26 protein-coding genes and 1 pseudogene are annotated in these 25,747 nt (G+C 62.8%); 16 read left to right on the forward strand and 11 right to left on the reverse strand.

Annotation, left to right across the window (positions count from 1 at the left end; genetic code table 11):
• Positions 1 to 195 precede the first annotated feature (195 nt).
• From ACTJKM_RS13245 to acnA, 3 genes are all read right to left on the reverse strand, one after another.
• The gene (locus tag ACTJKM_RS13245) at positions 196 to 600 is read right to left on the reverse strand and encodes a DUF2794 domain-containing protein (protein ID WP_058325742.1); all 405 of its coding nucleotides are present in this window, start codon (positions 598 to 600) and stop codon (positions 196 to 198) included.
• Between the two features lie 313 nt (positions 601 to 913).
• Positions 914 to 1,687 carry a DUF1223 domain-containing protein gene (locus tag ACTJKM_RS13250; protein WP_440636622.1) on the reverse strand — a complete coding sequence of 258 codons (774 nt, stop codon included), beginning with the start codon at positions 1,685 to 1,687 and terminating at the stop codon, positions 914 to 916.
• Between the two features lie 206 nt (positions 1,688 to 1,893).
• Positions 1,894 to 4,584 (reverse strand): aconitate hydratase AcnA, encoded by a 2,691-nt coding sequence (gene acnA / locus ACTJKM_RS13255; RefSeq protein WP_440660465.1) that lies wholly within the window; start codon positions 4,582 to 4,584, stop codon positions 1,894 to 1,896.
• 268 nt (positions 4,585 to 4,852) lie between these two features.
• Between acnA and ccmA the strand changes: the two genes are divergently transcribed.
• From ccmA to ACTJKM_RS13280, 5 genes are all read left to right on the forward strand, one after another.
• The gene (gene ccmA / locus ACTJKM_RS13260) at positions 4,853 to 5,503 is read left to right on the forward strand and encodes a heme ABC exporter ATP-binding protein CcmA (protein ID WP_057254912.1); all 651 of its coding nucleotides are present in this window, start codon (positions 4,853 to 4,855) and stop codon (positions 5,501 to 5,503) included.
• A gap of 36 nt (positions 5,504 to 5,539) precedes the next feature.
• The gene (gene ccmB / locus ACTJKM_RS13265; RefSeq protein ID WP_034802831.1) at positions 5,540 to 6,199 is read left to right on the forward strand and encodes a heme exporter protein CcmB; all 660 of its coding nucleotides are present in this window, start codon (positions 5,540 to 5,542) and stop codon (positions 6,197 to 6,199) included.
• A 164-nt stretch (positions 6,200 to 6,363) separates the two neighbouring features.
• Positions 6,364 to 7,134 (forward strand): heme ABC transporter permease, encoded by a 771-nt coding sequence (locus tag ACTJKM_RS13270; RefSeq protein WP_058325741.1) that lies wholly within the window; start codon positions 6,364 to 6,366, stop codon positions 7,132 to 7,134.
• Positions 7,131 to 7,307 carry a heme exporter protein CcmD gene (gene ccmD, locus ACTJKM_RS13275; RefSeq protein WP_082640735.1) on the forward strand — a complete coding sequence of 59 codons (177 nt, stop codon included), beginning with the start codon at positions 7,131 to 7,133 and terminating at the stop codon, positions 7,305 to 7,307. Before ACTJKM_RS13270 ends, ccmD begins: the two co-directional genes overlap by 4 nt.
• On the forward strand, positions 7,304 to 7,912 hold the full coding sequence (locus ACTJKM_RS13280; protein WP_058321685.1) for a DsbE family thiol:disulfide interchange protein: 609 nt from the start codon (positions 7,304 to 7,306) through the stop codon (positions 7,910 to 7,912). Before ccmD ends, ACTJKM_RS13280 begins: the two co-directional genes overlap by 4 nt.
• 288 nt (positions 7,913 to 8,200) lie before the next feature.
• Here ACTJKM_RS13280 and ACTJKM_RS13285 read toward each other — a convergent pair whose 3' ends face one another.
• The 6 genes and pseudogenes from ACTJKM_RS13285 to ACTJKM_RS13310 form a co-directional block, all read right to left on the reverse strand.
• A complete protein-coding gene (locus ACTJKM_RS13285; RefSeq protein ID WP_057254915.1) occupies positions 8,201 to 8,794 on the reverse strand; it encodes a DUF2585 domain-containing protein in 594 nt (197 codons plus the stop codon).
• Positions 8,791 to 9,423, reverse strand: coding sequence for a septation protein A (locus ACTJKM_RS13290; protein WP_113514187.1), 633 nt, complete (start codon positions 9,421 to 9,423; stop codon positions 8,791 to 8,793). Before ACTJKM_RS13290 ends, ACTJKM_RS13285 begins: the two co-directional genes overlap by 4 nt.
• A 108-nt stretch (positions 9,424 to 9,531) precedes the next feature.
• Complete coding sequence (gene ftsY, locus ACTJKM_RS13295) at positions 9,532 to 11,325, reverse strand: signal recognition particle-docking protein FtsY (protein WP_440660467.1); 1,794 nt, start codon at positions 11,323 to 11,325, stop codon at positions 9,532 to 9,534.
• Between the two features lie 18 nt (positions 11,326 to 11,343).
• A complete protein-coding gene (gene mtaB, locus ACTJKM_RS13300) occupies positions 11,344 to 12,618 on the reverse strand; it encodes a tRNA (N(6)-L-threonylcarbamoyladenosine(37)-C(2))-methylthiotransferase MtaB (protein ID WP_058321687.1) in 1,275 nt (424 codons plus the stop codon).
• Positions 12,615 to 13,520: a diaminopimelate epimerase gene (dapF, locus tag ACTJKM_RS13305; protein ID WP_058321794.1), complete on the reverse strand. Its 906-nt coding sequence runs from the start codon at positions 13,518 to 13,520 to the stop codon at positions 12,615 to 12,617. Before dapF ends, mtaB begins: the two co-directional genes overlap by 4 nt.
• Before the next feature lie 92 nt (positions 13,521 to 13,612).
• Positions 13,613 to 14,628 (reverse strand): annotated as a pseudogene (locus ACTJKM_RS13310) (MBL fold metallo-hydrolase).
• Between the two features lie 208 nt (positions 14,629 to 14,836).
• Between ACTJKM_RS13310 and ACTJKM_RS13315 the strand changes: the two are divergent.
• The 6 genes from ACTJKM_RS13315 (at position 14,837) to trmD (ending at position 19,223) form a co-directional block, all read left to right on the forward strand.
• A complete protein-coding gene (locus ACTJKM_RS13315; protein WP_245295995.1) occupies positions 14,837 to 15,226 on the forward strand; it encodes a MarR family winged helix-turn-helix transcriptional regulator in 390 nt (129 codons plus the stop codon).
• A gap of 256 nt (positions 15,227 to 15,482) precedes the next feature.
• Positions 15,483 to 17,048 carry a signal recognition particle protein gene (gene ffh, locus ACTJKM_RS13320; RefSeq protein WP_440660469.1) on the forward strand — a complete coding sequence of 522 codons (1,566 nt, stop codon included), beginning with the start codon at positions 15,483 to 15,485 and terminating at the stop codon, positions 17,046 to 17,048.
• Positions 17,049 to 17,061: 13 nt separating this feature from the next.
• Entirely contained in the window at positions 17,062 to 17,397 is a 336-nt protein-coding gene (locus ACTJKM_RS13325; protein ID WP_057254921.1) for a chorismate mutase, read from the forward strand.
• 37 nt (positions 17,398 to 17,434) lie between these two features.
• Positions 17,435 to 17,809, forward strand: a complete 375-nt coding sequence (gene rpsP, locus ACTJKM_RS13330; RefSeq protein WP_057254922.1) for a 30S ribosomal protein S16 — start codon at positions 17,435 to 17,437, stop codon at positions 17,807 to 17,809.
• A gap of 146 nt (positions 17,810 to 17,955) precedes the next feature.
• A complete protein-coding gene (gene rimM, locus ACTJKM_RS13335) occupies positions 17,956 to 18,519 on the forward strand; it encodes a ribosome maturation factor RimM (RefSeq protein ID WP_057254923.1) in 564 nt (187 codons plus the stop codon).
• An 11-nt stretch (positions 18,520 to 18,530) separates the two neighbouring features.
• Complete coding sequence (gene trmD, locus ACTJKM_RS13340) at positions 18,531 to 19,223, forward strand: tRNA (guanosine(37)-N1)-methyltransferase TrmD (protein WP_110878746.1); 693 nt, start codon at positions 18,531 to 18,533, stop codon at positions 19,221 to 19,223.
• Here trmD and ACTJKM_RS13345 read toward each other — a convergent pair.
• Positions 19,205 to 19,951: a sulfite exporter TauE/SafE family protein gene (locus tag ACTJKM_RS13345; RefSeq protein ID WP_110878747.1), complete on the reverse strand. Its 747-nt coding sequence runs from the start codon at positions 19,949 to 19,951 to the stop codon at positions 19,205 to 19,207. The genes trmD and ACTJKM_RS13345 overlap by 19 nt on opposite strands.
• 326 nt (positions 19,952 to 20,277) lie before the next feature.
• On the opposite strand from ACTJKM_RS13345, the gene rplS reads away from it, so the two are divergent.
• From rplS to ACTJKM_RS13370, 5 genes are all read left to right on the forward strand, one after another.
• On the forward strand, positions 20,278 to 20,820 hold the full coding sequence (gene rplS / locus ACTJKM_RS13350; protein WP_057254924.1) for a 50S ribosomal protein L19: 543 nt from the start codon (positions 20,278 to 20,280) through the stop codon (positions 20,818 to 20,820).
• A gap of 126 nt (positions 20,821 to 20,946) precedes the next feature.
• Entirely contained in the window at positions 20,947 to 21,756 is an 810-nt protein-coding gene (locus tag ACTJKM_RS13355) for a basic amino acid ABC transporter substrate-binding protein (protein ID WP_057254925.1), read from the forward strand.
• A gap of 9 nt (positions 21,757 to 21,765) precedes the next feature.
• Entirely contained in the window at positions 21,766 to 22,587 is an 822-nt protein-coding gene (locus ACTJKM_RS13360) for an amino acid ABC transporter permease (RefSeq protein WP_057254926.1), read from the forward strand.
• Between the two features lie 243 nt (positions 22,588 to 22,830).
• Positions 22,831 to 24,240, forward strand: coding sequence for a 3-isopropylmalate dehydratase large subunit (gene leuC / locus ACTJKM_RS13365; RefSeq protein ID WP_057254927.1), 1,410 nt, complete (start codon positions 22,831 to 22,833; stop codon positions 24,238 to 24,240).
• A gap of 261 nt (positions 24,241 to 24,501) precedes the next feature.
• Entirely contained in the window at positions 24,502 to 25,038 is a 537-nt protein-coding gene (locus ACTJKM_RS13370) for a SixA phosphatase family protein (protein ID WP_057254928.1), read from the forward strand.
• A gap of 18 nt (positions 25,039 to 25,056) precedes the next feature.
• Here ACTJKM_RS13370 and ACTJKM_RS13375 read toward each other — a convergent pair whose 3' ends face one another.
• A complete protein-coding gene (locus ACTJKM_RS13375) occupies positions 25,057 to 25,605 on the reverse strand; it encodes a L,D-transpeptidase family protein (RefSeq protein ID WP_440660471.1) in 549 nt (182 codons plus the stop codon).
• Between the last annotated feature and the right edge of the window lie 142 nt (positions 25,606 to 25,747).

The following is a 25,747-nucleotide window of genomic DNA, read 5'->3' on the forward strand; positions in this document are numbered from 1 at the left end:
GATTGCAGTCGTCCGTCCCGGGGCAGGTCAAAGCCCTGGGTCGGAAGAGGTCGCCGCGCATCTCACCGGGACCGCCGGTGCGGATCAGGTCTTAAGGCGCTTCGCGATCTTTCAGGTCCGCTCCCGGCGCTTCAAGTTTCTGATATTTCGCATGTCGTTATCGCAAAACCGCTGCACACCTTTGCGCGGCATGCTTCAGGTTTCCACCAGCTTCAGGACCTTGTCGAACACCTTGAGCACCTGGGCGAGCTCGTGGCCGCGTTTCAGGATCGTGCCGTGAATGTTCAGCACGCTATAGGCGCCCTGTTTCGTCGACAGCTTTGGGTTCTTCTCGATCCGGTAGAGCGGCATTTCTCCCGAACGCTTGAACACCGAGAAGACCGCGCGGTCCTTCAGGTGGTCGATGGCGTAGTCCCGCCACTCGCCTTCGCCGACCATTCGACCATACACCCAAAGGATCTGGTCCAGTTCGCGGCGATGGAAAGTGATGGGGGGAGGGTTCTTGGCGTTCTTGTATTCGTGAAGATGGACGACCACTTCGGAAGTGGTCTCGCGCTGATGGCGCGCCTCGCCTTGCGGCAAATCCGGCTCATCGGTCATCGGCAATCCGGCCTTCTGTTGTGACAGAACGATAACAGTGTGCCTGACGTGAGCCGAAAAGCAAGCCGGAAGCCGTTGGACGAAGAGGGCATTTCTTACCTCTGCCCCATTTCAGTCAAATCGCCGCCCCAATTCACCGCAAAACTCGCGAGCGCTGACGGACAGAGTCGTTGCCACCGTATGTCCGGTCAGGTCGTCATGCTGCGGGAGTTCACCGAACGCAGCCATGGCCGGTTCGGTCCGGTAACTTCGAACCCTCAGCCCCAGCCCCTCGATGCTGCCGGGCCGAACCACCCCCTTGCGCCGCGCCCGCTTACAATTTGCCTTGCGGGCCGGCGAGCACGGTCGTGGCGCCGATGATCGCGCCCGGCGTTTCCTTGTCCTTCATCGATTGCAAGAGAACGGCACAGCCGCTGTTGCCGGGGCGCTCGGTCAGAACCGTTGCGGGAAGGGTGAAGGTTGCCGGCTTTCCGTCCCACATGCCGATCGTCTGAATGTCGCGCACGGCATGCCAGTAGGGGATTTCCTTGCCGCTGTTCTCCCCCTTCTCCATCTTCACCACTTTCGCGCGGTCGAAATAGACGACGACGACGTTCGCCTTGCCGATGCCGCTACCGACGTTGATCTGGATTTCTTCGCCCTCAATCTTCGCCTCGACGGGAACGGCAAGCCCCTTGCCTTCGGCCTTCATTGTCTCCAGCCGCGTTTTGATCGCCTGAAGATTGCCGCCGTTGACATGGTCGCGCCCGTTCAGGATCGCCTGGGGCGTATAGACGCCATTGCGACCGAGCATCCGGGCATAGGCATATTGCCGTTCGGTATTTTCCTTGGAGGCCAGTGTGTCGGCCCAACCGAGATAGTTCCAGTAGTCGACATGGTAGGCGAGCGCCACGACATCACCGCCATCGACAAGCGCCTTCAGCGCCGCATCAGCCGGCGGGCAGGAGGAACAGCCCTGGCTGGTGAATAGTTCCACGACGCCTTTGATCACCTGTCCGTCCTGTGCCCCGGCCGGTGCACCAGCGGCTGCGAACAGCCCGAAAGCCAGTGCAAAAGGGCGAATGAAAGAACGGTCTGCGGATGTCATGGCGTCACTTCGTTGGGGGCCGTCGGCCTACTCCTTATGGGGGAGTTCATTACATACGCCGGCCACGCATCAACGGGAAGTCACGTTGGAGTGAGGTGGCGGGTGAGCACAGACTTGTGTTGGGACGTTTTGGGATTTGACAACCAAAGAAAGAGCCGGGTCGCCTCTCGGCGTCCCGACTCCAATGCTTCGCGATGGTCTGGCGATCAGGCGGCGAGGTCGCGCAGAACCGTCTGCAGAATGCCGCCGTTGTTGACGTAGGTCACTTCGTCCAGCGTATCGATCCGGCAGATCAGCGGAATTTCCTTCACGCTGCCGTCGCCATAGGTGACCTTGGCAACGCGCTTTTCGCGCGGCTGGACATTGGCGAGGTTGTCGATGGTGACGATTTCATCGCCCTTGAGGCCCAGCGATTCCCAGGTCGTGCCCTCTTCGAAGACGAAGGGGATGACGCCCATGCCGACCAGGTTCGAGCGGTGGATACGCTCGAAGGACTGCGCGACGACGGCCTTGACGCCGAGCAGGTTGGTGCCCTTCGCAGCCCAGTCGCGCGACGAACCGTTGCCGTACTCGACGCCGGCGAAGATGACGAGCGGAACGCCCTCTTCCTTGTACTGCATGGCGGCGTCGTAGATCGACATCTCTTCCTTCGACGGATAGTGGATGGTGTAGCCACCTTCCTTGCCGTTCGGGCCGAGCATGTGGTTGCGGATGCGGATGTTGGCAAAGGTGCCGCGCATCATCACCTCATGGTTGCCGCGACGCGTACCGTACTGGTTGAAGTCGGCAACGCCGACGCCATGACCGATGAGGTAGGCACCAGCCGGCGAGGCTGCCTTGATCGAACCGGCCGGCGAGATGTGGTCGGTGGTGATCTTGTCGCCGAACAGGCCGAGGACGCGCGCGCCCTTGATGTCGGAGATGCCGGAGCCGGACTTGCCCATGCCGACGAAGTAGGGCGGGTTCTGCACGTAGGTCGAACCATCGTCCCAGGCGTAGGTCTGGCCCGGAGGAACCTGAACGGCCTGCCAGTTTTCGTCGCCCTTGAAGACGTCGGCATACTTGGTCGCGTAGAGTTCACGGGTGACGTACTTGAAGATGAACTCCTGGATTTCCTTGGAGGTCGGCCAGATGTCCTTGAGGAACACCGGGTTGCCGTCCTTGTCTTCGCCGAGCGGTTCGTTGGTCAGGTCCTTCTGGACCGTACCGGCGAGTGCATAGGCAACGACGAGCGGCGGCGAGGCGAGGTAGTTCGCCTGAACGTCCGGCGAGATACGGCCTTCGAAGTTGCGGTTGCCGGAGAGAACGCCGGCAGCAATCAGGCCCTTGTCGTTGATCGTCTTCGAGATCGGGGCCGGCAGCGGACCGGAGTTGCCGATGCAGGTGGTGCAGCCGAAGCCGACGAGGTTGAAGCCGAGCGCGTCGAGGTCCTTCTGCAGGCCCGACTTGGCGAGGTATTCACCGACGACCTGCGATCCCGGTGCCAGCGAGGTCTTGACCCACGGCTTGGACTTCAGGCCCTTGGCAACCGCGTTGCGGGCGAGCAGGCCGGCTGCAATCAGCACCGACGGGTTGGAGGTGTTGGTGCACGACGTGATCGCAGCGATGGCAACGTCGCCATGGCCGAGATCGAAGTCGGTGCCATCGACGGCGTAGCGGTTCGAAAGCTGGCCCGGCTTCTTGTAGTCGCCTTCGAGCGCGGTTGCGAAACCGGATGCGATGCTTTCGAGCGGGATGCGGCCTTCTGGACGCTTCGGACCAGCCATAGCGGGAACGACGTCGCCGAGGTCGAGTTCCAGCGTGTCGGTAAAGACAAGCTCCGAGCCGTCACCGTCGCGCCACATGCCCTGGGCCTTGGAATAGGCTTCGACGAGCGAAATGCGCTGCTCTTCGCGGCCGGACATGGTGAGGTAGTTGATGGTTTCGCTGTCGACCGGGAAGAAGCCGCAGGTCGCGCCGTATTCCGGACCCATGTTGCCGATGGTCGCACGGTCAGCGAGCGTCATGTTGTCGAGGCCCGGGCCGAAGAATTCGACGAACTTCGAAACCACGCCCTTCTTGCGCAGCATCTGAACGACCATGAGCACGAGGTCGGTCGCGGTGACGCCCTCTTTCAGCTTGCCCGTCAGCTTGAAGCCGATGACCTCAGGCAGAAGCATGGAGACCGGCTGGCCGAGCATCGCGGCTTCAGCTTCGATACCGCCAACGCCCCAGCCGAGAACGCCAAGGCCGTTGATCATGGTGGTGTGGCTGTCGGTGCCGACGCAGGTATCCGGGTAGGCGGTGATTTCGCCGTCTTCTTCACGGGTCCAGACGGTCTGGCCCAGATATTCTAGATTGACCTGGTGACAGATGCCGGTGCCGGGCGGCACGACGCGGAAGTTCTTGAACGCCTGCTGGCCCCACTTCAGGAAGCGGTAGCGCTCGCCGTTGCGCTGGTATTCCAGCTCTACGTTGCGGGCAAAGGCGTTCGGCGTGCCGAATTCGTCGACGATGACGGAGTGGTCGATGACGAGGTCGACGGGAACGAGCGGGTTGATCTTCTCGGGGTCGCCGCCGAGCGAGACCATGGCGTCGCGCATTGCAGCGAGGTCGACCACGGCGGGAACGCCGGTGAAGTCCTGCATCAGCACGCGGGCCGGGCGGTAGGCGATTTCGTTTTCAGCCGTGCCCTTGTCGTTGAGCCAGGCGGCAACGTTCTCGATGTCCTTCTTGGTGACGGAGCGGCCGTCTTCATTGCGCAGCAGGTTCTCGAGCAGAACCTTCATCGAGTAGGGCAGCTTGGAAACGCCGGCGAGACCGTTCGCCTCCGCCTTCGGCAGGCTGTAATAGACGTAGTCCACACCGTTGACGGTGAGCGTGGAGCGACAATTGAAGCTGTCTAGGGATTTGGACACTGGATAATACCCCGTTCCGTCTGATCGCCAAAAACTGACGTACGAACGCCCGAGCGCAATGAAGCGCGAATTGGGATGCGGGTGCGGCCATTTCCGCTGTCCGTACGTGGAAATTCATTCCATGTTCGGCGCTAGGATGAAATTCACGCCGACCGCTGGCGTGTTGGCCGCCTTATAGATAATTTCTCCAAAACGTGCCAGAGCAACGAAGGTCCAATTGGAACTTTTTTTGCTCTGCGGAAGACACGCGAAGGGAAGTCTAATATTCATGCGCCTGCTGGCTGAAGGTTTGAGTGCGAAGCGCGGCGAGGATCTGATTTTTAACGATATTTCCTTTGCGCTCGATACCGGTGAGGCCCTTGTGGTGACGGGTCCGAACGGCTCGGGAAAGTCGACTTTGCTGCGGGTTCTGGCCGGGTTGCTGAGCCCCGAAAGCGGACATTTGAAACTTGAGAACGCCCCCCCAGAAATAGCTCACCCATCGGAGCTCAGCCACTATCTCGGGCATCGCAACGCGATGAAGCGCGAATTGACCGTCGCAGAAAATCTTTCCTTCTGGCAGCGTTTCATGGGCGATTCGCCCGGCGGCGTCGGAATCGCTCTTACCGAGGCGGTCGAAGCGGTCGGCCTGCCTGATATCGCGCATCTGCCCTTCGGATATCTCTCGGCCGGTCAGCAACGCCGCATGGCGATGGCGAAGCTGCTCGTCGCCCATCGCCCGATCTGGATTCTCGACGAGCCGACCGCGGCACTCGACGCCGGCGCCGATCGGCTGTTTGCCGACCTGGTAAAGGCGCATCTCGGAAAGGGCGGCATCGTGATCGCAGCGACGCATCAACCGCTGGGGCTCGATCAAACGAGGGAATTGCACATGAAGGGCTTCGAGCATTTCGCGGGAGGGCTCTGGCATGATGCGTAAAAGCGCGTCCGTGCTCGCTGCCAGGAGAGTGCCGGCATGATCGCGCTCTTCTTCCGCGATCTGAAGCTGTCGATACGCGCCGGCGGCGGCGCGATGATCGGCGTGCTCTTCTTCATGACCGTGGTCGCGGTCATTCCCTTCGGCGTCGGCCCGGATCTGAACCTGCTTTCGCGCATCGGCCCGGCGATCCTCTGGATCGGCGCGCTGCTCGCCTCGCTACTCGGTCTCGACCGCCTGTTCCAGGCGGAGCGGGACGACGGTTCGCTCGACCTGATGCTGATGCAGGAGACGCCGCTGCTTTTCACCGTCTTCGTCAAATGCGCGGCCCATTGGGCAGCGACCGGCCTGCCGCTGGTGATCGCCTCGCCCTTGCTCGGTCTCTTCATGAACATGAGCGAGATCGCGATCGGCGCCACCATGCTGACGCTTCTGATCGGCACGCCGGCGATCACCTTCATCGGTGCGGTCGGCGCTGCCGTCGCCGTGTCGCTGCCACGCGGCGGGCTGCTGGTGTCGATCCTGGTGCTGCCGCTTGCGATCCCGGTGCTGATCTTCGGCGTCAGCGCCGTCTATGCGGCGATCGAGGACCCGGCGCCGTTCCTGCCGCCCCTGATGATCCTCGCGGCGATCACCCTGTTCTTTGCCGTCATCGGGCCGGTTGCCGCCGCCGCAGCACTTCGGCACGCGTCCGATTGACGCAATAGGAGCGGAACGGCTGAAACAGTTTGCGGTTTTCCGTCGCAGCCGTCGCTAAGTCCTTCAGATCGATCACGTTTATGATTGAAGGCCCCAACTGATCGTGATCGGTCGATTGACGCGGATCAATTGCAGCAGGGGGACTTAAGCGTTAAAGAGCCATCATGAGCGAAAACAGCCTGGCCATCCGCAAATTCAGCGACCTCGCCAACCCGACACGGTTCCTGGCGCTGGCCGACCGTCTGCTGCCGTGGCTTGCCGGCCTGACCGCGCTGTTCTTCGCCGTCGGCCTCTGGCTGTCCTTCGCCACAGAAGGCGACTACCAGCAGGGCGAGACGGTGCGCATCATGTATGTGCATGTTCCGGCCGCCTGGCTGTCGATGATGTGCTATTCGGTGATGGCGCTGGCAGCGCTTGGCACGCTCGTTTGGCGCCATCCGCTGGCAGATGTTTCTTCGCGCGCGGCAGCACCGATCGGCGCCTGTTTCACCTTCCTGGCGCTCGTCACCGGCTCGCTCTGGGGCAAGCCGATGTGGGGCACCTGGTGGGTCTGGGACGCGCGGCTGACCTCGGTCTTTGTGCTGTTCCTCATGTATCTGGGACTGATGGCGCTCAACCGCGCGATCGACGATCCTGCGCGGTCTTCCAAGGTTTCCGCGGTGCTGGTGCTCGTCGGTTTCGTCAATATCCCGATCATCAAGTTCTCGGTCGAATGGTGGAACACGCTGCATCAGCCGGCGAGCGTCATGCGGCTCGATGGGCCGACGATCGATCCGGAGTTCCTGTGGCCGCTGATCGTGATGGCGGTTGCCTTCACGCTACTGTTCTTCACGCTGCACATCGCCGCCATGCGCAACGAAATCCTGCGCCGGCGCGTCACGGCGCTGCGCCGTCTGGCGGCGCGTAGCGCCGGCCGGGGAGGCCGCACGAAATGATGAGCCACGCCGCCTACGTCTTTACCAGCTATGGAATAGCGACGCTGACGGTTCTAGGCCTGATCGCCTGGGTGGTTCTGGATGGGCGCGCGCGTCGGCGTGAGCTTGCCGAACTCGAAGCCTCGGGCATTCGCAGGCGCTCCGCCGAACCGGCATCGGGAGAGACACGATGACCAGCACTCCTGCGCCCGGCAGCGACGAGCGCAAACCGGGGCCGATGCGTTTCGTGCTCGCGGCACTGCCGCTCATCATTTTCGCCGGGCTTGCGGCGATCTTCTGGAGCCAACTCAATTCCGGCAAGGACGTGAGCGAGATCCCGTCCGCACTGATCGGCACGAAGGCGCCGAAACTCGACCTTCCTGCACTCGAAGGGGCGACCCGCGATGGCCAGCCGATGCCGGCGCTGACCGACGTGGCGATCAAAGGCAAGCTGACGCTCGTCAACGTCTGGGCCTCCTGGTGCGTGCCCTGCCGTCAGGAGCATCCCTTCATTCTGGAACTGTCGAAGGACCCGCGGCTCACCGTCGTCGGCATCAATTACAAGGACCAGAACGAAAACGCGCTGCGTTTCCTCGGCGAGCTCGGCAATCCATTTTCCGCCGTCGGCGTCGATCCCCGCGGCAAGGCGGCGATCGATTGGGGTGTCTACGGTATTCCGGAATCCTATCTGGTCGGCGCCGATGGCACGATCCTCTACAAGCGTGTCGGCCCGTTCGACGAGAACAGCGTCAAGAATGGACTGCTGCCGGCCATCGAGAAGGCCGTTGCGGGCTCGTGAGTGGTAGTTTGGAAATGCTGCCAACGGCTTAGTGGTTTCCGGGCGGATCACCTACCTTGCCTCATTCCTGTGCTTGTCACAGGAAACCAGCCGCACCGCGTCGGCGGCGCGTGGGGCTTTCTCTTTCCGGTTACCGGAAGCTAGCGCGGTTAAGTCTTCCGCCGCGCGGACGCGCGGCTGCTGGATCCCTGTGATATCCGAGCAAAAGCTTGATGAGACTGCATTGCCCATATGCGCTGGGCAAGCTGTGCAAGCCGGATTCGACGGGCGCGCCGGAGACGAGCCCGACTAAATCCCAGCCTGCCAGTCCCTGACGGCATCGAGCGGCCAGACCAGCATCAGCACGTTCAAAGTGAGATTGTCGCGGATCAGCCAGCCGGTGAAAAGCTCGAAGACGATGGCGATCGTGACCGTCAGCCAGACGGGCATGCGGGCCGCGAACATAAAGCCCGCGACCATCGCCAGGGTGTCCATGGTCGAATTCAGGATGCTGTCGCCGAAATAGTCGAGCGAGATCGTCGCCGATCGGTAGCGGTTGATCACCATGGGGGTGTTTTCGGCGATTTCCCAGGCGGATTCGATCGCCATCGCCAGGAAGAGCTTTGCCGTCAGCGGCTTGCGGCGCAAAAGCAGGTGGCCGAGGCCGTAGAACAGGAAGCCGTGGATGATGTGGGAAGGTGTGTACCAGTCGGCGATGTGCTGCGAGTTGCCGCTGGATTTGACGACGGGTTCGAAGAGTTTGACGTAGCCGCAGTCGCAGATCCAGATGCGACCCATCAGATGCTGGGTGACGATCTGTATCAGCAGAACCGCGAAACAGGCGGCGAGCCAGAGGAGTGCGTGCCGGTTGCGGCTGTCATTCTCCTCAAGCGCGGTGCTCACTCGGCGTTCTCCTGGTCAAGCGAATGTTTCATGATCAAGGGCATCTGGGCGAGCGTGAAGAGGATGGTGATCGGCATCGTGCCCCAGACCTTGAAGGCGACCCAGAAATCGGTCGAGAACGAACGCCAGACCACTTCGTTGAGCACGGCCAGGAACAGGAAGAACAGGCCCCAGCGCAGCGTGAGCTTGCGCCAGCCGTCCTCGTCGAGCTTGAAGGCGGAGTGAAAGACGTAGCCGAGCAGCGACTTGCCGAAGAGAAGACCGCCGAGCAGGATCGCGCCGAACAGCGTGTTGACGATCGTCGGCTTCATCTTGATGAAGGTGTCGTTCTGCAGCCACAGCGTCAGCGCGCCGAAGACGAAGACGACGATGCCTGAGATCAGCGGCATCATCGGCAGGGTGCGGGTCAGCATCCAGGAGACGGCGAGCGCGATCGCGGTCGCGGCCATGAACAGGCCGGTGGCGATGAAGATCGGGCCGCCGAGCTCGGTGAGCGCCGGAAAATGCCCGGCCAGCCATTCGCCGCGCGAATTGGCGAAGAAGAAGACCATCAGCGGTCCAAGCTCCAGCACCATCTTGAGCAAGGGGCTCACTTCCTTCTGCGGCTTGGTAGCCTCGATCGACGACATTTCCGGGTCCTGTTTCTGCATGTGCCTGCTGCTCATAACACCAGCTTTGCGGCAAAACCATATCAAGGCAACGGGCCCGCGCAAATGCGCGGGCGCAGAACTGCCTCGTCAGGCGGCAACGCCGGCGATCGCTTCGGCAAAATCCTTGGCCTCGAAGGGCTCCAGATCGTCGATGCCTTCGCCGACGCCGATGAAGTAGACCGGCAGCTTGTGCTTGGCGGAAATGGCGACGAGGATGCCGCCGCGCGCCGTGCCGTCGAGCTTGGTCATGATCAGGCCGCTGACGCCGGCGACGTTGCGGAAGATCTCGACCTGCTGCAGCGCGTTCTGTCCCGTCGTGGCATCAAGCGTCTGCAGCACCGTGTGCGGTGCATCCGGATCGAGCTTGCCGAGCACGCGCACGATCTTCTCAAGTTCGGCCATCAGCTCCGCCTTGTTCTGCAGGCGGCCGGCGGTGTCGATGATCAGCACGTCGGCCTTCTTCTCGCGCGCCTGCTGGAACGCCTCGTAGGCAAGACCGGCGGCATCGGCGCCGAGCTTGGAGGAGACGATGTCGGACTTGGTGCGCTCCGCCCAGATCTTCAGTTGCTCGATCGCCGCGGCGCGGAAGGTGTCGCCGGCGGCAAGCATGACCTTGAGGCCCGCGCCCGAAAGCTTGGCGGCGAGCTTGCCGATCGTCGTGGTCTTGCCGGTGCCGTTGACGCCGACCACCAGAATGACATGCGGCTTGTGGCTGAGGTCGAGCTCCAGCGGCTTGGCGACGGGCGAAAGCACCTTGGTGATCTCGCCGGCCATGATGCGCGAGACGTCCTCGCCGGAGACATCCTTGCCATAGCGCTCGGAGGCGAGCGTATCGGTGATGCGCATCGCGGTTTCGACGCCGAGATCGGCCTGGATCAGCAGATCCTCGAGATCCTGGAGCGTCGCTTCGTCGAGCTTGCGTTTGGTGAAGAGGCTGGCGATCTGGCCGGTCAGTTGCGACGAGGTGCGGGCAAGGCCGCGGCGCAGGCGCTGGTACCAGGTGAGCTTTTCCTTCGGCGCGGCGAGGGGCTCGTCCTTGGGCTTGTTGTCGGTGGTTGCGAAGCCCTTGGGAAGGGCAGGGGCTGCGGCAGCTACATCCGCTTCGTAAGCCTCGATTTGTGAGATGTCGGCCGCTGCTTCTGTGGGGTCGGTCTCTGCGGTCTCGAGGTTTTCACGGAGGGCTGCGGTTGCGGCTTCACCCCCCTCTGCCCTGCCGGGCATCTCCCCCACAGGGGGGGAGATCGCGCTGGGGTCGCCCACGGCGTCAGCCACGGGCGTTTCGGCTGTCGTGATGTCGCGTGGTTCGGCTTCGGCATCGTCCGCAGTTGGCAAGGCTTCTGCGGTGCCCTCGATGGTCTCGGCCTCGTGGGAGGTTACGATGATCTCAATGGAATCCGCTGGGGAATCCGCTGGCTTCTCGTCGGCAACAGCTTCCGCGGTCTCGGTGGTTAGAGACGCATCGTCGATGGCTGCCTCAGCCTCCGTCTGATCTCCCTCCTCTTGGGGGAGATGTCCCGAGGGGACAGAGGGGGGCATCGCAACGCTGTCCTCAAACGGTGTGGCCCCGGCCTCGTCACGCGTCAGCTCTTCGGCATCGTCGGAAGCCGGACCGCCCGCAGTCTCGATCTCGGCTTCGAGCACCGGATCGTCCTCGGAGAGCGGCAGCGTCTCGATATCGACAGGCGGCTCGAAGGCGGCGTCCGGGGTCTCTTCGGCAATTTCAGCCGCGGCGACAGGCGCAGACGGTTCCACCGCCTTGGCACTTGGCTCCGCCTCGGGCGAAGAGACAATCGTCTCCTCGGGCACACCTTCCGGCGGCTTCGTCTCCTCCACCGCGCCCTTGCCGAAGGTGAAGATCCTCTTGATGAAACCCATTGCCATTCAGGAATTCCGCATAAATCAGGCCGCAGCCATCTGTTTTACCTGCATCGTCAGATGCTTGCCATTGTGGCCGGTGATTAAGACCGGGACAAGCGCGCGGGCTTTCAGGCCGGCGGCATCGACGAGCGTGAAGTTTTGTGTGTGGGCGAGCCCGTTGTTCTCGACCAGGATCGTCTGCTCGCTGCCGACCATGCCTTCGAGGTGGCGGGCGTAGAGTGTCGCGCCGACTGCCCGCAAGCGCGCGGCGCGATCCTTGACGAGCGCCCGGTCGAGCTGCGGCATGCGCGCCGCCGGCGTGCCGGGACGCGGGCTATAGGGGAAGACGTGCAGATGGGCGATGCCGCAGTCCTCGGCGAGCTTCGCGGCATTCTCGAACATCTCCTCGGTCTCCGTCGGGAAACCGGCGATCATGTCGGCGCCAAGACTGATCTCGGGCCGCAGCCGCCGGACTTCATCGGCGAAGGCGCGGGCGTCGGCGCTCAAGTGGCGGCGTTTCATGCGCTTCAGGATCAGGTCGTCGCCGTGCTGCAGCGACAGGTGCAGATGCGGCATGAAGCGCGCTTCATCGGCGATCAGGTCGAAGAGGTGTTTGTCGGCCTCGATGCCGTCGATCGAGGAAAGGCGCAGGCGGCGGATCTCCGGCACCTGCTTCAAAAGCGTCTTGGCAAGCAGGCCGAGCGTCGGGGCACCCGGCAGGTCGGCGCCGTAGCTGGTTGCGTCGACGCCGGTAAGCACGATCTCGCAGTAGCCTGTTTCAACGAGCTTGCGCGCCTGGTCGACCACTGCACCCATCGGCACGGAGCGGGAATTGCCGCGGCCATAGGGAATGATGCAGAAGGTGCAGCGATGATCGCAGCCGTTCTGGACCTGGATGAAGGCGCGCACGTGGCCGTCGATGTGCTTGACCATCTGCGGTGCCGTCGCACGCACGCTCATGATATCGTTGACGCGCAGCTTCTCTTCCGCCGAAACGCCGAAATCGGGCAGCGAGCGATAGGATGCGCTTTTCAGCTTCTCCTCGTTGCCGAGCACGGCGTCGACCTCGGCCATTTCGGCAAAGGTCTCTTTTTCCGTCTGCGCGGCGCAGCCGGTGACGATGATGCGCGCATGCGGATTGTCGCGACGGGCACGACGGATTGCCTGGCGCGCCTGGCGCACCGCCTCGCCGGTGACGGCGCAGGTGTTGACGAGGATGGCGTTGTTCAGCCCCGCCTTCTCGGCTTCGGCCCGCATCACTTCGGATTCGTAGGTATTGAGACGGCAGCCGAAGGTTATGACCTCGACGCCGCTCAAAGCGCCCGCGCTCCGCTGCCCGCGCTCTCCGCCTCGTCGCGCTGCCAGGTGCCGGTGGTCGGGTTCAGCGTGCCGGACCATTCCCATTCGGCCGGGCCGGTCATGATCACGTGATCGTCGCGCTCGCGCCATTCGATCGTCAGCGGCCCGCCAGGCACGTTGACGATGACGTTGCGGTCGGTGCGCTCGGTGCGGGCGGCGCTGACGGCAGCGGCACAGGCGGCAGAGCCGCAGGCGAGCGTCAGGCCGGCGCCACGCTCCCACGTTCTCAGATCAAGCTCGCCACGCGAAAGGACACGCGCAATCGAGATGTTGGCGCGCTCAGGGAAGATCGGATGGTTCTCGAGCAACGGGCCGAAGCGCTCGAGATCGTAGGACCAGACGTCGTTGTCGACCCAGAAGATCGCGTGCGGATTACCCATCGAGGCGACCGACGGCGAATGCAGCACGGGATTGTCGATCGGGCCGATCTGCAGCTCGATGCGGCGCGTGTCGTGGAATTCCTCGGAAAGCGGGATTTCGTTCCAGGCAAAGCGCGGGGTTCCCATGTCGACGGATATGGTGCCGTCGTCGTGTTCCTTGGCTTCGAGCAGGCCGGCGACCGTATGAAAGAGGAAGGCCTTCTTGCCGGTTTCGGCGGCGAGCGCCTGGACGACGCAGCGCGTGCCGTTGCCACAGGCCTGGGCCATGGAGCCATCGGAATTGACGATGTCGATCCAGGCATCGGTGCCGGTGGCCTTCGGGTCGTGGATCGCCATGATCTGGTCGAAGGCAGTTGCTGCGTCGGCATTGAGCGCGATCGCGGCTGCCGGCGTCACCCGGTCTTTCCGACCGCGCATGTCGACGACGAGGATCTTGTTTCCAAGCCCGTTCATTCTGGCGAATTGCACGTTGTCGGTCATGTGGCGATGGTCCAAACCGGCCCGCGTCAAGCAGGGCACCCTTCATTCGCGCTGTATATGGCGGAAAAGCCCGGAAATTACCAGTGCCGCCTTCATTCCGCGGCCGACGCAACGGCAGGCACGTCGAAGATCTCGCCGGGGCGCAGCGGCCGGAAGCGGGCGCGGGCGATGCCGGCCGCATCAAGCGCCCGTTCCAGCGCCAGCCGCGGCTCGTCGACGCCCTCGTCTGTCAGGCGGAACGTGCCCCAGTGGTGGCCGGCGACATGAGTGGCGGCGCAATCGATCATGCCGCGCACTGCCTCTTCCGGATTCTGGTGCTGGTCCTGCATGAACCAGCGCGGTTCGTAGGAACCGAACGGCAGGTTGGCGAGGCGGAACGACCCATGTTTTTCGCGGGCGGCCCGATAGTTTATGCCGTCATGAAAGCCGGTATCGCCGACATGGTAGATCTTGCCTGCCGGAGTCTCCAGAACGAAGGCGGCCCAGAGCGCCATGCGGCGGTCGCGCGAGCCGCGGGCCGACCAGTGATGGCACGGCTCCGCATGGATCACGATGTCATCACCGCAATCGACCCGGTCGTTCCAGTCGACCACGGTTATCTCGGCATCGGGAACGGCGTGGCGGATGATCGTGTCGTTACCGAGCGGGGTGATGATCCGGGGCGCGTGCTCCTCCTGCAGTGCGGCCAGCGTTTCTACATCGAGATGGTCGTAGTGGTTGTGGGTGACGAGCACGATGTCGATCGGCGGCAGATCGTCGAGCTCGATGCCGGGGGCGTTGTAGCGCTGCGGTCGGCAAAGGCGAAAGGGCTGGCGCGACGCGCCCAGACGGGGTCGGTGAGAATGTTCACGCCGTGCACCTGGATGAGCAACGTCGCGTGGCCGACCATCGTCACGCGCAGGCGTTCGCCTTCGACGCTGAGTTCGGGTTTCACTTGCTCGAAGGGACTTGGATTGTGCGCCGGCCAGCGTGCCTTGCCACCAGCGAACTGCCAGCGCAGCAAATCAGCCATGCCCTTGGGCGGCCTGCCGCCGGGATTGAAGAAGCGCGTCCCGTCGAAATGGTCGGAGACGGGGCCTCGATAGTATGGATTGTGCGATTTCTTCATCCCGAGCCTTTCGGCATGTCTTGTGATTGCATGAGATGGTGCGCCGGCGCATCCGATGGAAGATCGGGCTTTAACAAATTCTTGAAAACAGCAACTGGATTGCTATCGTGCTTTCATGCTCGTTCGATTCGACCCGCATGAACGCCTCTACAAGACCCTTCGGCTGGTCCGCTCCGTCCATCTCAATATGCAGCGAGCGTCGGAGCATATGCTCGATGGCGCGGGTATATCCGTGGCGGAGCGCGCGGTTCTCGAACTTTTTTACGAAGTGCAGCTGACTGTGCCGGACGCGGCGCGACGCCTGTCGATGAAACGGCAGTTCGTGCTGCGCATCGTCACCGGGCTGATGGACAAGCAATTGCTGGAACGGCAGCCGAATCCGGAGCACCGACGCGCCTATCTTTGTGTCCCGACCGCCGCCGGACGCGATCTGTTCGAGGAAATCCATCGCCGCGAAGTCGAGATGCTGCACGCCTTGCTCGGCGATATCAATCAGACCGAAGTGGTGGCTACGCTCCGGGTGATGACGCGGGTGGCGACGGCCTTTGAGCAGCTGGCGGGCGAACTGGATGCAGCCGTCGAGGGCGAGGCGCTCTGAGCCAAAAAAGCCGTCATTGCCCTGCCGTCCTTGACTTTTGCCGCGCTTTCCTGTTTATCCGCCGCAATTCCTTCGCAAGCTCAAGTCTTCGAAGCCGCCGACCGGGTCCCGTAAAGGTGTAAAGAGAACCCGGAGGTCAACATCCGACAGCGCGTTGCGCCCTCGGGTGGTTTTTGGCTTTGCGCCTTGTTTTCTGCGCGAAGGAACCCACGTTTCCGGCGAGTTGATCGCCACCGGAAACCAGAAGGAAGTGAGAATGTTCGAGAGCCTCCAGGACCGCCTTGGTTCCATATTGAATGGACTGACCGGCCGCGGCGCATTGTCGGAAGCCGATGTTTCCGCTGCGCTTCGCGAGGTTCGCCGTGCGCTGCTCGAAGCCGACGTCGCGCTCGATGTCGTGCGCTCCTTCACTGAAAAGGTTCGCGAAAAGGCCGTCGGCGCCGAGATCCTGAAATCGATCAAGCCTGGCCAGATGGTCGTCAAGATCGTCCATGATCAGCTGATCGAGATGCTCGGCTCCGAGGGAGTCACCATCGACCTCAACGCTCCGGCGCCTGTTGTCATCATGATGGTCGGTCTGCAGGGCTCGGGTAAGACGACCACCACCGGCAAGATCGCCAGCCGGATGAAGATCAGGGACAAGAAAAAGGTCCTGATGGCTTCGCTCGACACGCGCCGCCCGGCTGCCCAGGAGCAGCTGCGTCAGCTCGGCGTGCAGACCGGCGTCGATACGCTGCCTGTTATTACCGGCCAGTCGCCGACCGATATCGCCGCGCGCGCGGTCCAGGCCGCCAAGCTCGGCGGTCATGACGTCGTCATCCTCGACACCGCCGGCCGTACCCATATCGACGAGCCGCTGATGATCGAGATGGCGGAGATCAAGCGGAAGTCCAATCCGCATGAAATCCTGCTCGTCGCCGATGCGCTGACCGGTCAGGACGCCGTCAATCTTGCCCGCAACTTCGACGAACGCGTCGGCATCACCGGCCTGGTGCTCACCCGTATGGACGGTGACGGCCGAGGCGGTGCAGCGCTCTCGATGCGTGCCGTCACCGGCAAGCCGATCAAGCTCATCGGCGTCGGCGAAAAGATGGGCGAACTCGAAGAGTTCCATCCGCGCCGCGTCGCCGACCGCATTCTCGGCATGGGCGACATTGTCTCGCTGGTCGAAAAGGCGGCCGAGAACATCGACGCCGAGAAAGCGGCCGCCATGGCCGCGAAGATGGCCAAGGGCAAGTTCGACCTGAACGACCTCGCGGACCAGCTTGGCCAGATGCAGAAGATGGGCGGCATGGGCGGCATCATGGGCCTGATGCCCGGCATGTCCGGCATGAAGGACAAGATGGCCGCCGCCGGTCTCGACGATAAGCTGTTCGGACGCCAGATCGCCATCATCTCCTCGATGACCAAGGCGGAGCGCGCCAACCCGGACCTGCTCAAGCATTCGCGCAAGAAGCGCATTGCCGCCGGTTCCGGCACCGATGCCGCCGACATCAACAAGCTTCTGAAGATGCACCGCCAGATGGCGGACATGATGAAGATGATGGGTGGCAAGGGCAAAGGCGGCATGATGAAGCAGATGATGGGCGGCCTTGCCAACAAGATGGGGCTTGGTGGCCTCGGCGGCGGCGGTGTGCCCGACCTGTCGAAGCTCGACCCGAAGCAGCTCGAGGCCCTGCAGAAGCAGGCGGAAGCAGCCGGCCTCAAGCCGGGCGGCATGCCGGGTCTTGGCGGCGGTGGCCTGCCGGGTCTGGGCGGCGCCAAGCTTCCGGGCCTCGGTGGCGGTTTCCCCGGCCTTCCCGGCCTGCCGAAGAAGAAGTGAGGATCGGTGAGAGATGATTGATCCCGAAATCAAACAGGAATTGGCGGGTTACCGGCAGTCGATCGACAACATCGATGCCGCACTCGTCCACATGCTGGCCGAACGCTTCCGCTGCACCCAGGCAGTCGGCGTTCTCAAGGCCAAGCATGATCTGCCGCCGGCCGACCCGGCGCGCGAAGAATACCAGATCGAACGCCTGCGCCGCCTGGCCAAGGATGCCAATCTGGATCCGGATTTCGCCGAGAAGTTCCTGAACTTCATCATCAAGGAAGTCATCCGGCATCATGAAGCCATCGCCGCCGATCGCTCGCATTCCGCGGGTAACGCCGGCACAAACCATTCCGCTTGAACGAAGCGGTCAAGAAAGCCTGCAAGGAGTAACTGAAATGGCACTGAAAATTCGTCTCGCCCGTGGCGGTTCCAAGAAGCGTCCGTACTACCAGATCGTCGTTGCTGACGCCCGCAGCCCGCGTGACGGCCGCTTCCTCGAGAAGATCGGCTCCTGGAACCCGATGCTCGGCAAGGACGACGAAAAGCGCGTCGAGCTCGACGCCGAGCGCATCGCTCACTGGATCGCCCAGGGCGCCCAGCCGACCGACCGCGTTCTGCGCTTCCTCGACCAGGCTGGCCTCGCAAAGCGTCCGGCTCGCAGCAACCCGACCAAGGCCGTTCCGGGCAAGAAGGCTCAGGAGCGCGCTGCTGAAGCCAAGCAGAAGGCTGAAGACGCCGCTGCTGCCGCTGCAGAAGCTGCCGCAGAATAATAGCCGGCAAATGGTTTGAAGCAGGATGCACGGGCTTCCGTCCGCGTCCGCTTCCAACCTGTCGTGACTTTAAGGAAACGGGTGGCATTTCCATGCCGCCCGTTTTCCGTTATGTGCACCCTGAACTCCCGAAATGGACGCGGACGATGAGCAAACTCGAAAACCCGGTTCTGATGGCGACGATCGGCGCGGCGCAAGGCTTGCGCGGCGAGGTCAGGGTCAAATCCTTTACCGACGACCCGACGGCGCTCGGCGACTACGGCAATTTGCACAGCGCCGACGGACGTGTTTTCGAGGTGCTGGAAATCCGCGAGGCGAAGAACGTCGTCATCGTGCGCTTCCGTGGTGTCAACGATCGCAACGCCGCCGAGGCGCTCAATGGTCTTGAGCTGTTCATCGAGCGGGACAACCTGCCCGACGACGACCTCGACGAGGACGAGTTCTTCTATGCCGATCTCGAAGGGCTGGAAGCGATCGACGGCAATGGCACCAGCTATGGCAAGGTCAGCGGCGTTTACGATTTCGGCGCCGGCGATCTTCTGGAGCTGAAGGGTCCTGGCCGGCGCCCGGTGCTGATCCCCTTCACCGAATGGTCGGTTCTGGAGATCGATCTGGAAGCGGGCAAGCTGCTGGTCGATCCGGTCGCGGCAGGCCTTTCCGAGGACAAGGACCAGGATTCGGGCAATCCGTTTTCCGCCAAGCGCAAGTGAGCGATGCGGCGATGACTTTTCGCGCGACTGTCCTGACGCTCTATCCCGAAATGTTTCCGGGCCATCTCGGCGCGTCCCTTTCGGGTAAGGCGCTGGAGCGCGGCCAATGGTCGATCGAGCCGGTGCAGATCCGCGATTTCGCCGAGGACAAGCACCGCACCGTCGACGACACGCCGGCCGGCGGCGGAGCCGGCATGGTGCTGAAGCCGGACGTGCTCGCCCGCGCGATCGACCATGTCTCTGAGGGCGACGACCGTCCACGCCTGTTGATGAGCCCGCGCGGTCGGCCGCTGACGCAAGAGCGGGTGCGTGAGCTCGCGGCCGGGCCTGGCGTCGTCATCGTCTGCGGACGCTTCGAAGGCGTCGACCAGCGGGTGATCGATGCCCGCGGCCTCGAAGAGGTTTCCATAGGCGACTATATTCTTTCGGGCGGCGAGCCGGCAGCGCTGACGCTTCTCGATGCCGTGGTGCGCATCCTGCCGGGTGTCATGGGCAACGAGCTTTCAGGCGTGCATGAAAGCTTCGAAGGCGGTCTGCTCGAACATCCGCACTATACCCGCCCTCAGATCTTCGAGGGCCGCGAGATCCCGCCGGTGCTGACCTCGGGCAATCACGGCGCCATTGCCAAATGGCGCGAGGCAGAGGCGCGGCGTCTGACGGCCGAGCGCAGGCCCGACCTTCTCGATCAGCCCGTGAAGAAATAATAGGCGGCAAGCAGCAGGCCGACGGCGACCACCAGCGCGCGGATGACGGCCTGCGGTACCCTCCGGGCCGCCCAGACGCCGCTGTAGCCGCCAAGTGCCGCCCCCGGCACCATGATTGCCGCATGCAGCCAGGAGACGACGCCGCCGGCGGCGAAGACGACGATGGCGATGGCCGCAATCACGATCGAGATGAAGTTCTTGAGCGCGTTCAGCCGGTGATAGCCGCCACCGGTCGCCAGCCCCAGTACCGCCAGCATCATGATGCCCATGCCGGCGCCGAAGAAGCCGCCATAGATTGATGTGACGAACTGGGCGCCGATGCCGGCCGGGTTGATCGCGTGCTCATCGACGCGAGCCCTGGGCTTCAGGAGCGGCCCGGCGGCGAAGATCGCCGTCGCCGCCAGCAGCAACCAGGGCACCAGCGCGCGGAAGGAGGCGTTGGAAAGCGAGATGAGAAGCAGTGCGCCGGCAAGCCCGCCGAGCGCCGAAATCACGCCGAGCAGGATGGCATAGCGCCGGTCGGCGCGGATCTCCTTGGCATAGGCGAGCGCCGAGGTGATGTAGCCCGGGAACTGGATGATCGACGAGGTCGCGTTGGCAACGATCGGCGAGAGCCCGCCAAGCGTCATCGCCCCGAAGGTCAGGAACGTTCCGCCGCCGGCGATGGCGTTGACGACGCCGGACAGGAAGCCGGCCGCAAACAGCATGAGCACTTCAAAGATATGCATGGTCTCCCCCGACCCACCACGCTCGGGATAGCCGGTGGCAGGGATGGCCGCAAGCCCGTCCGCTCGGACAATCGAGCATGCATCCATCCGGGTTTTCTGATAGAAAGGCGTTTCTTGCCGCGGATCGCCGAGAAAATATGGCTTCCGGGGATGACAAGGCGGATCGATTGGTGTATGTACCGGCCCGGTTCGGGTTCTGTGCCCGTCGACCAAAACAAAGAATGGCGAATCCGCTCCTGCCGGTTTCCGGCAAGACCTGAAGGCAAGCCCGACAGGTTCATCGAGAGCGCTCTGGCTGTTTCAGAAGAACTTGAAAGGTTAGACCGATGAACATCATCCAGCAGCTGGAAGCCGAACAGGCCGCCAAGATTGCCGCCAAGCGCACGCTCCCCGAATTCTCCGCCGGCGACACGCTGCGCGTCAACGTCCGCGTTGTCGAAGGCAGCCGTACCCGCGTTCAGGCCTATGAAGGCGTCTGCATCGCTCGTTCGGGCGGCGGCATCAACGAAAGCTTCACCGTTCGCAAGATCTCCTACGGCGAAGGCGTCGAGCGCGTATTCCCGGTTTACTCTCCGCTCGTCGAAAGCGTCGAAGTTGTTCGCCGCGGTAAGGTCCGTCGCGCCAAGCTCTACTACCTGCGCGATCGTCGCGGCAAGTCGGCTCGTATCGTCGAGAACACCGGTACGCGCGCCCGCAAGCTGAACGACGCCGAGCGCCAGGCCGTTGCCGAGGAAAAGGCACGCATCGAAGCTGAAAAGATCGCAGCAGCTCAGGCTCTCGCCGCCGAAAAGGCAGCAGCCGAAGCAGCAGAAGCCAAGGCCGCTGCAGAAGCCGCCGAAGCCAAGGCAGCAGAAGCTGCAGCGGAATAAGATTTCAATCCATTCGGATTGTTGGAAAGGCGGCCTCGGGCCGCCTTTCTTTTTTGGTACTATGCGCTTGTCTTTCCGACGGAATTTGTGACATTTTCCGCTGCCACACTTTTCGGGAGCCCTCCAATGACAATCCGTCGCCACGTGCTTGCGGGCATCGCAGCTGCACTTGCCGTTCCTTTCGCATTTTCTGCACCGGCTGTTGCCAGCGATCTGCCCGATCTCGGCGGCAAGACGGTTGTCGTCGTCACGGAGAACGCTTACCCGCCGCTGCAGTTCGTCGACCCCAAGACCGGCGAGGCCAAAGGCTGGGAATACGACGCCATGAACGAGATCGCCAAGCGGTTGAATTTCAAGGTCGAATACCAGAACACCAGCTGGGACGCGATGATCCAGGCAGTGCATGACGGCCAGTACCAGATCGGCATGACCGGCATCACCATCAAGGACGACCGCAAGGAGAAGGTCGACTTCTCGGACCCCTACATGCGCTCGCAGCAGTTCATGCTGGTGCGCAGCGATGAAAACCGTTTCAACGACGGCAAGAGCTTCGGCGCCTTTGCCGACGGTCTCGTCGGCGCACAGCCGGGCACCTCGCCGTTCTACACCGCCGTCTACGAAATGCTCGACGGCAACGAGCAGAACCCACGCATCAAGCTGTTCGAGACCTTCGGTGCGACTGTCCAGGCGCTGAAGGCCGGCGACGTCGACGTGGTTCTGACCGACAGCGTCGCCGCCAAGGGTTATGTCGATTCCTCCGAAGGCAAGCTCAAGGTCGTCGGCGGTCCGCTCGGCACCGAGGATTTCGGCTTCATCTTCCCGAAGGGCTCGGACCTCGTCGCTCCGGTCAACGCCGCGATCAAGGCGCTGAAGGAAGACGGCACCTTCGATGCCCTCGATAAGAAGTGGTTCCTCGAATACAAAATGGGCGGCTGATCCGAGGTTATGGCCGCTCCGCAATCTCCTGACATGTCCGGCAAGGGCGACTATCCCTGGTGGTTGGTCGCCCTTCTTGTGATCGCGGTGGCGCTTGCCGCCGTGATCGTCAGCAATGACATCTTCTCCGAGGTCTTCACCGTCGTCTTCAAAGGCCTTGGCGTCACCGTCTTCGTAACGCTCATGGGCTTTGTGCTGGCGACGACGCTTGGCCTCGGTATTGCGCTAATGGCGCTGTCCGAGCACTCGTCGCTCCGGCAGATCGCGCGCTTCTACACGGAGATCATTCGCGGTGTGCCGATCCTTGTGCTTCTCTTCTATATCGCCTTCGTCGGGGCGCCGGCGCTTGTCGTCGCCGCCAATTTCATCTGCGCGCCGTTGATCGGCGCCGGCTGGATCGAGCCCTTCGTCGTTCGCGACATATCGCTGATGTGGCGGGCGATCATCGCCTTGATGATCGGCTATTCCGCCTTCATTGCCGAAGTGTTCCGGGCCGGCATCCTCTCGGTCGACAAGGGACAGATCGAGGCGGCCAAGGCGCTCGGGCTCTCGCGCTACCAGCGCTTTCGCCTGGTCGTCTTTCCGCAGGCAATCCGGGTGATCCTGCCGCCTCTTGGCAACGACTTCATCGCCATGGTCAAGGATTCCTCGCTCGTCTCGGTGCTCGGCGTCGCCGACATTACGCAGATGGGCAAGGTCTATGCTTCCGGTTCCTTTCGCTTCTTCGAGACCTATTCGATCGTCGCCTATGTCTATCTGGTGCTGACTATTGGTCTGTCGCTGGGATTGCGGGGTCTGGAGCGGCGGCTGCGGCGCGCGGAGGCCCGCTGAGCGCGATCACGCCAATTGCCGACCTGTCAAAAAATTGATATGAACGCGCTCATGGAATCCAAATTCGGATGTCGCGAACAGAAAATCGTCGTGCTGCAGGATCACAAGCGCCTGCCGGCACGCTTCTTTGCGCGCGTCCACGGGGCGCTCACAAGCCGCCTATCCTGATCTGCTGATCAGTGTTTCCGGCCGCCCTGCCGCCGGCTTTCCCTACCTTTTGAAAAACTCGATGGATATACCGCCATGAGCGCACCGCGTACCCTCTATGACAAAATCTGGGACGACCACCTGGTCAACGAACAGGAAGACGGCACCTGTCTTCTCTACATCGACCGTCACCTCGTTCACGAAGTGACGAGCCCGCAGGCCTTCGAAGGCCTGCGCATGGCCGGCCGCCAGGTCCGCGCCCCGGAAAAGACGCTTGCCGTCGTCGACCACAACGTTCCGACCTCGCCTGACCGCCACCTCGGCATCAAGAACGAGGAAAGCCGCATCCAGGTCGAGGCGCTGGCCAAGAACGCCGCCGAGTTCGGCGTCGAATACTACTCCGAGAACGACAAGCGCCAGGGCATCGTGCACATCGTCGGCCCGGAGCAGGGCTTCACCCTGCCGGGCATGACCATCGTCTGCGGTGACAGCCACACTTCGACGCACGGCGCCTTCGGTTCGCTGGCCCATGGCATCGGCACGTCCGAGGTCGAGCACGTGCTCGCCACCCAGACGCTGATCCAGAAGAAGGCGAAGAACATGCTGGTGCGCGTCGACGGCCAGCTGCCGCCCGGCGTCACCGCCAAGGACATCATCCTCGCCATCATCGGCGAGATCGGCACGGCCGGCGGTACCGGCCACGTCATCGAATTTGCCGGCGAGGCGATCCGCTCGCTGTCGATGGAAGGCCGCATGACCATCTGCAACATGACGATCGAAGGCGGCGCCCGCGCCGGCCTGATCGCGCCGGACGAGACGACGTTTGCCTATATCAAGGACAAGCCGCGCGCTCCGAAGGGCAAGGCCTGGGACATGGCGCTCGACTACTGGAAGACGCTGCACACGGACGAGGGCGCCCATTATGATCGCGTCGTCGTGCTCGACGCTGCCAACCTGCCGCCGATCGTTTCCTGGGGTTCCTCTCCGGAAGACGTGATTTCGGTTCAGGGTATCGTTCCCAACCCGGACGAGATCCAGGAAGAGACCAAGCGCGCCTCCAAGTGGCGTGCGCTCGACTATATGGGCCTGAAGCCGGGTACCAAGATCACCGACATCGGTATCGACCGCGTCTTCATCGGCTCCTGCACCAACGGCCGCATCGAGGACCTGCGTGAAGTTGCCAAGGTGGTGGAAGGCCGCAAGGTTGCTTCGACGGTTTCGGCAATGATCGTTCCGGGCTCGGGCCTCGTCAAGGAACAGGCGGAAGCCGAAGGCCTCGACAAGATCTTCAAGGAAGCCGGCTTCGACTGGCGCGAGCCGGGCTGCTCCATGTGTCTGGCGATGAACGACGACCGGCTGAAGCCGGGCGAGCGTTGCGCGTCCACGTCGAACCGCAACTTCGAGGGACGTCAGGGCTTCAAGGGGCGCACGCATCTGGTCTCGCCGGCAATGGCGGCGGCCGCTGCGGTTTCGGGTCACTTCGTCGACATCCGCGAATGGAAATAAGCCGGATTTGAGCTTTTCCGGCGCAAATTGCCGCCCTTCGGGGCGGCCTTTTTTGTTTGTCCGCACGTCAGCGCTCCGCGCGGATCGGCGAATTGCGCTAAGCTGCCTGCTCACAAGTCTACAGCGCCGGGCGTCTTATCAGACGCGCAAAGGTCGCTGTAGCACTTTGAATTGCTGCATGTTTTTGTCCTTAAATCGGCTACGATTGAAGGAAACATGCAGTAGGAACGGTTGGCCGAAGGGCGTTTGGGAGGACGACGGATGAGCGACGATCTGCCTGTACAAAGCTACTGCCTGATGCTGTTGCGCCATGCCAAGTCCGCCTGGCCGGATGGTGTTGCCGACATCAATCGTCCGCTCGGCGAGCGCGGCCGCAAGGCGGCGCCGCTGATGGGAAAGTACATAGCCCGGCATAAGCTCGTGCCGGATCTTGCACTGGTTTCGACCGCCAAGCGCGCGCAAGAGACCTGGCAATTGGTGGCGTCCGCCCTGTCGTCCGAGGTCGCGGTCGAGAATACCCGTGCGATCTACGAGGTGGGCGCCTCGCAGATCCTGAGCGTTCTGCGCGCGACGGATCCGGCTGTCAGGACTTTGCTGATCGTCGGCCATAATCCCGGCATGGAAGATCTGGCGCACGAACTCGTCGGCTCCGGCGATGCGGATCTGCGCATACGCATGGCGGACAAGTTTCCGACGGCCGCCCTTGCGGTGCTCGAGTTCGAAGCTGTGGGCTGGCGTGAGCTTATGCCCGGCGGCGCCAAACTCGCGCGTTTTGTGACCCCGCGCTCGCTCGACTGAGTTGTTTGCAGGCCTGGATCAAAGCACCCGCACGACGGTGCCGCGCCGCATATGAGGCATCAGCCGCGACATGGCGGGCAGGCTGACCGCGACGCAGCCCTGCGTCGGTTCATAACCCGGCCGGATCAGGTGGAAGAAGATCGCCGAACCGGCATTTCGACGGCGTGCGAGGAGGTTCCAGTCCATCACCAGGCAGATGTCGTAGAGCCCGTCTTCGCGCATCATCTCTTCGTGGCTCGGTGAGAAAGGTGCCATGACCGGACGGTTGTATTGGGCGTGACCTGGGGCGTCGCACCAGAGCATGTCCTTGCGCGTCGCTCGCATCGGCAGTGGTGTCGGCGGCAGAAAGAGACGATCGCGCCTGACATAGCCGCCGATCAGCTTCATGGCGGCACGTGGCGTGGCGCCGTCGCCTTCACGCTTCAGGCTGGTAATGCCGCTTCGTCCGATCGCCGCCTGCTCGACGCGGCCATCGAAACACACCAGGGCCCGCTTTCGATCGCGCGGCGCCGGGCGGACTGTGATGATGGACTTGGCTGGTCTTTTTCCCGACGTTTTCTTGCGCATCATTCTCACGGATTTTTGCTTTGCCCGTGATTTGGGCGGCACCATAAGCACGGTTGCAGGTATAAGGACTTACCGACGCTGGCTCGCTTGCCAACACGGGCATTTGAGCTAGTTTGAAAACGGAAGCAAACAGGAATTGTCC

The organism is Ensifer sp. 22460 (genome assembly GCF_052044935.1).
GTDB lineage: Bacteria > Pseudomonadota > Alphaproteobacteria > Rhizobiales > Rhizobiaceae > Ensifer.